This window comes from Oceanicola sp. S124 (assembly GCF_000220565.1).
GTDB lineage: Bacteria > Pseudomonadota > Alphaproteobacteria > Rhodobacterales > Rhodobacteraceae > Pseudooceanicola.
Map to the genome: position 1 here is coordinate 1 of NZ_AFPM01000113.1, position 4748 is coordinate 4748.

4 protein-coding genes and 1 pseudogene are annotated in these 4748 nt (G+C 68.9%); all 5 read left to right on the plus strand.

What is annotated here, in order from left to right; all coding sequences use genetic code 11:
• On the plus strand, positions 1–1001 hold a 1001-nt coding region (locus OS124_RS0108335), incomplete at its 5' end, for a molybdopterin cofactor-binding domain-containing protein (RefSeq protein ID WP_010139044.1).
• A complete protein-coding gene (xdhC, locus tag OS124_RS0108340) occupies positions 991–1932 on the plus strand; it encodes a xanthine dehydrogenase accessory protein XdhC (protein WP_010139045.1) in 942 nt (313 codons plus the stop codon). The genes OS124_RS0108335 and xdhC, both read left to right, overlap by 11 nt.
• Positions 1929–3446, plus strand: coding sequence for an ABC transporter ATP-binding protein (locus OS124_RS0108345; RefSeq protein ID WP_010139046.1), 1518 nt, complete (start codon positions 1929–1931; stop codon positions 3444–3446). Before xdhC ends, OS124_RS0108345 begins: the two co-directional genes overlap by 4 nt.
• A gap of 81 nt (positions 3447–3527) precedes the next feature.
• Positions 3528–4610, plus strand: a complete 1083-nt coding sequence (locus OS124_RS0108350; RefSeq protein WP_010139047.1) for an ABC transporter permease — start codon at positions 3528–3530, stop codon at positions 4608–4610.
• Positions 4610–4748 (plus strand): annotated as a pseudogene (locus OS124_RS26965) (ABC transporter permease); the annotation flags it as partial. The gene OS124_RS0108350 and the pseudogene OS124_RS26965, both read left to right, overlap by 1 nt.

The window sequence follows — 4748 nt, forward strand, 5'->3', positions numbered from 1 at the left end:
TGAAGAAGGGGCTGGGGTTCAGCCCGGTGAAGTTCGGGATCTCGTTCACGCTGAGCCACCTGAACCAGGCGGGCGCGCTGGTGCATGTCTACCAGGACGGCTCTGTCCACCTGAACCACGGCGGCACCGAGATGGGACAGGGGCTGTTCCAGAAGGTCGCGCAGGTGGCGGCCAGCCGCTTCGGCATCGACATGGCCGACGTGAAAATCACGGCCACCGATACAGCCAAGGTCCCCAACACCTCGGCCACGGCGGCGTCGTCGGGATCGGACCTCAACGGCATGGCGGTGAAGGCCGCCTGCGACACGATCCGCGACCGCATGGCGGCGGTGGTGGCCGAGCTGCACCAGGTGGCGGTCGAGGAGGTCACCTTCACCGGCGGCAAGGTGCTGGCGGGCGGCAACGAGATGTCCTTCGCCAAGGCCGCAGCGCTGACCTACCAGGCGCAGGTCAGCCTGTCGGCGACGGGGCATTACCGCACCCCGGATCTCAGCTGGGATCGCCTGCGGGGCACCGGGCGGCCGTTCTTCTACTTCGCCCATGGCGCGGCGCTGACCGAAGTGGTGGTGGACACGCTGACCGGCGAATATCGCATCCTGCGCGCCGACATCCTGCATGACGCGGGCAGTTCGCTGAACCCGGCGCTGGACGTTGGCCAGGTCGAAGGCGGCTACGTGCAGGGCGCGGGCTGGCTGACCACCGAGGAACTGGTCTGGGATGACAAGGGCCGCCTGCGCACCCATGCGCCTTCGACCTACAAGATCCCAGCCTGTTCGGACCGGCCCCGGGTATTCAACGTGGCGCTCTGGGACGAGCCGAACCCGGCGCAGACCATCTACCGCTCGAAGGCCGTTGGCGAGCCGCCCTTCATGCTGGGCATCTCGGCCCTGCTGGCGCTGTCGGATGCGGTGGCCGCCTGCGGTACTGCCTATCCCGACCTGCAGGCCCCTGCCACGCCCGAACGCGTGCTGGCCGCCGTCGAGCGGGTGCGTGGTGCTTGACCTCGCCGCCCTCCGCCGCGCGCTGACGCAGCAGGCCCGCGTGGTGCGGGTGGTGGTCGCAGAGACCCGTGGCTCGACCCCGCGCGAGGTGGGGGCTGCGATGCTGGTCGGCGCCCGGGGGCGGCTGGACGGCACCATCGGCGGCGGCACGCTGGAGCATGAGGCGATTGGCCGGGCCCGAGACCTGGTGGCGGACCAGGTTCAGACACAGGCGCTTGGCCCGGACCTGGGCCAGTGCTGCGGCGGCGCGGTGACACTGTTTCTCGAAGTCTGGGACAGTGCCAAGCTGGCCGGGATCGGGGGCGAGGTCGTTGCCCGCCCCCTGCCCGGCGCGCCCCTCGAGATGCCCTTCGCGGTCAAGCGGATGCTGGCCGAGGCGCGGGCGCAGGGGGTGCCGCCCGTGGCCGGCATCCACGCCGGCTGGATGGTCGAACCCCTGGCCCGGCCCGAACGCGAGCTGTGGATCTGGGGCGCGGGCCATGTGGGGCGGGCGCTGGTTTCGGTGCTGGCGCCCCTGCCTGGGCTGGCGATCACCTGGGTCGACACCGGGGTCGAGCGTTTTCCGGCTGCGATCCCCGAGGGCGTCACCCTGCTGCCCGCCGCCGATCCGGTGCGGCTGGTCCCCCATGCCCCGGCGCAGGCCGAGCACCTCATCCTGACCTATTCGCACCAGCTGGACCTGGCGCTTTGCGATGCGCTGCTGCGGCGCGGCTTCGGCTTCTGCGGGCTCATCGGCTCGGCCAGCAAGTGGGCCCGCTTCCGGTCGCGGCTGGCCACAATGGGCCATGAGCCTGCCCGGATTGCGGGCATTTCTTGTCCAATTGGTCAACCGGATCTCGGGAAACATCCGCAGGAGATTGCCGTGGGGGTCGCCCATGAGCTACTGACGAGAACGGCACGGAAAGAGGCCAGGGGGGGAAGACGCGCGTGACGGGGACGCTGTTGGAAATCGTGGGCCTGACAAAGGCCTACCCGGGGGTCGTGGCGAACGACGATGTCTCGTTCAGCATCGGCGAGGGCGAGGTTCATGCCCTGCTGGGCGAGAACGGCGCGGGCAAGTCGACGCTGGTCAAGATGATCTACGGGCTGGTCAAGCCGGACCGGGGCGAGATGGTCTTTCAGGGCAAGGTCTATGAACCCGCCGAGCCGCAGGAGGCGCGCGGGCGCGGCGTGGCCATGGTGTTCCAGCATTTCAGCCTGTTCGACGCGCTGAACGTGGCCGAGAACGTGGCGCTCGGCATGGCGAACCCGCCGAAGACCGGGGCGCTGGCGGAACAGATCCGCCGGGTCTCGGAACAATACGGGCTGCCGCTGGATCCCTGGCGGCTGGTCGGCGACCTGTCTGCCGGCGAACGCCAGCGGGTCGAGATCATCCGCTGCCTGCTGCAGGACCCCAAGCTGCTGATCATGGACGAGCCGACCTCGGTGCTGACCCCGCAGGAGGTCGAGATCCTCTTTGCCACCCTGCGCAAGCTGAAGGCCGAGGGGACCTCGATCCTCTACATTTCGCACAAGCTGGAGGAGATCCGCGCGCTTTGCGACGAGGCGACGATCCTGCGGCTTGGCAAGAAGGTGGGCACCTGCACCCCGCGCGACGTGACGGCGGCACAGATGGCCGAGATGATGGTGGGCAGCGAGCTGCATCGCCCCGAACGCGAAGCCACCACCCCCGGCGAGGTGCGGCTGGCGCTGAAGGACCTGTCCGTCGCCTCGCCCAGCCAGTTCGGCACCTCGCTGAAGAACATCACGCTTGAGGTCCGCGCCGGTGAGGTGCTGGGCCTTGCCGGTGTCGCGGGCAACGGCCAGGACGAGCTGCTGGCGGCGCTCTCGGGGGAAATCACCTCGGCGCCCGGCATGGTGTCGCTGGACGGCGTGGCGATCGGCAACAAGGGGCCAGCGGAACGGCGGCGACGCGGCCTGCTGACCGGCCCCGAGGAACGCCTGGGCCATGCGGCGGCGCCCAACATGACCCTGACCGAGAACGCCCTGCTGACCGGGGCCGAGCGCGAGGGGCTGATGTCTTCGGGCTTCCTCAAATGGGGCAAGGCGCGCGATTTCGCCAGCGTGATCATCGAGCGCTTCGACGTCCGCACTCCGGGCACCGAGACGGCGGCCCGGGCCCTGTCGGGCGGCAACCTGCAGAAATTCGTCATCGGCCGCGAGGTCATGCAGCGTCCCGAGGTGCTGGTGGTCAACCAGCCCACATGGGGCGTCGATGCCGCCGCCGCCGCGACCATCCGGCAGGCCATCCTGGACCTCGCCGCCGGCGGTGCGGCCGTGGTGGTGATCAGCCAGGACCTCGACGAGCTGATGGAGGTCTCAGACAATTTCGCCGCCCTAAACGAGGGGCGGCTTTCCGAGATCAAGCCCGCCAAGGGGCTGAGCATGGAAGAGATCGGCCTGATGATGGGCGGCGCGCATGGCATGGAGGTGGCTCATGTCTGACCACCCGATGCGCGCCCGCGCCTGCGCCAGCAGCCGCAAGATGAATGACACGGGCCAGGCCCGGACCGTCGGGGGAGCGGCATGATCTACCTTGAGAAACGGCCCCAGCCCGCCCGCGCGCTGAGCTATGTGACCCCGCTGCTGGCGGTGCTGATCACCATGGTGGCGGGCGGGCTGCTGTTCGCCATCCTCGGCAAGGATCCGGTCGAGGCGATCCGCACGATCTTCTGGGATCCGGTCTTCGGCGAGTTCGCCTTCTACTACCGCCCGCAGCTGCTGGTGAAGGGCGGGCCGCTGATCCTGATCGCGCTTGGCCTGTCGCTTGGCTTCAAGGCGGGGATCTGGAACATCGGCGCCGAGGGCCAGTACATCATGGGCGCCGTCGCCGGTGCCGGGGTGGCGCTGGCGCTCTACCCGCTGGAGGCCTGGTGGATCTTCCCACTGATGGTCATCGCGGGCGCCCTCGGGGGCTGGGCCTGGGCAATGATCCCGGCGCTGCTGAAGGTGAAATTCGGCACCAACGAGATCCTCGTGTCGCTGATGCTGGTCTACGTGGCCGAGAACTTCCTGAAGGCCATGGCCATCGGCGCGATGAAGAACCCCGAGGGCTTCGGCTTTCCGGGGTCGCGCAACCTGCAACAGTATCCTTCCGCCCATAACACCGAGATCATCGCCGGGTCGGGGATGCACTGGGGCGTGGCGGCGGCCTTCATCGCCGCGATCATGGCCTATATCCTGCTGAACCGGCACCTCCTGGGCTTCCAGATCCGGCTGACCGGCGAGGCGCCCCGCGCCGCGCGCTTCTCGGGCGTGAAGCCGGGGCGGCTGGTGCTGTTCTGCATGGGCACGGCGGGCGCGCTGGCGGGCCTTGCGGGGATGTTCGAGGTCTCGGGCCCGGCGGGCCAGATCACCACGGGCTTCAACGTCGGCTATGGCTTCACCGCGATCATCGTCGCCTTCCTGGGGCGCCTGCATCCGATCGGCATCGTGCTGGCCGGCCTGCTGATGGCGCTGACCTACATCGGCGGCGAGGCCGCGCAGTCGACAATGCAGCTGCCGGCCGCCGCGATCCAGGTCTTCCAGGGGATGCTGCTGTTCTTCCTGCTGGCCGTCGACGTGCTGACCAACTACCGCATCCGCATCACCCTGGGAGAGGCCGCCTGATGGATTTCTCGTCAATCAATCCCGCGCTGCTGCTGGCCTCTCTCATGGTCGCCTCGACCGCCGTGCTGATCGCGGCCATCGGAGAGCTGATCGTCGAGAAGGCGGGCGTGCTGAACCTCGGCGTCGAGGGGATGATGA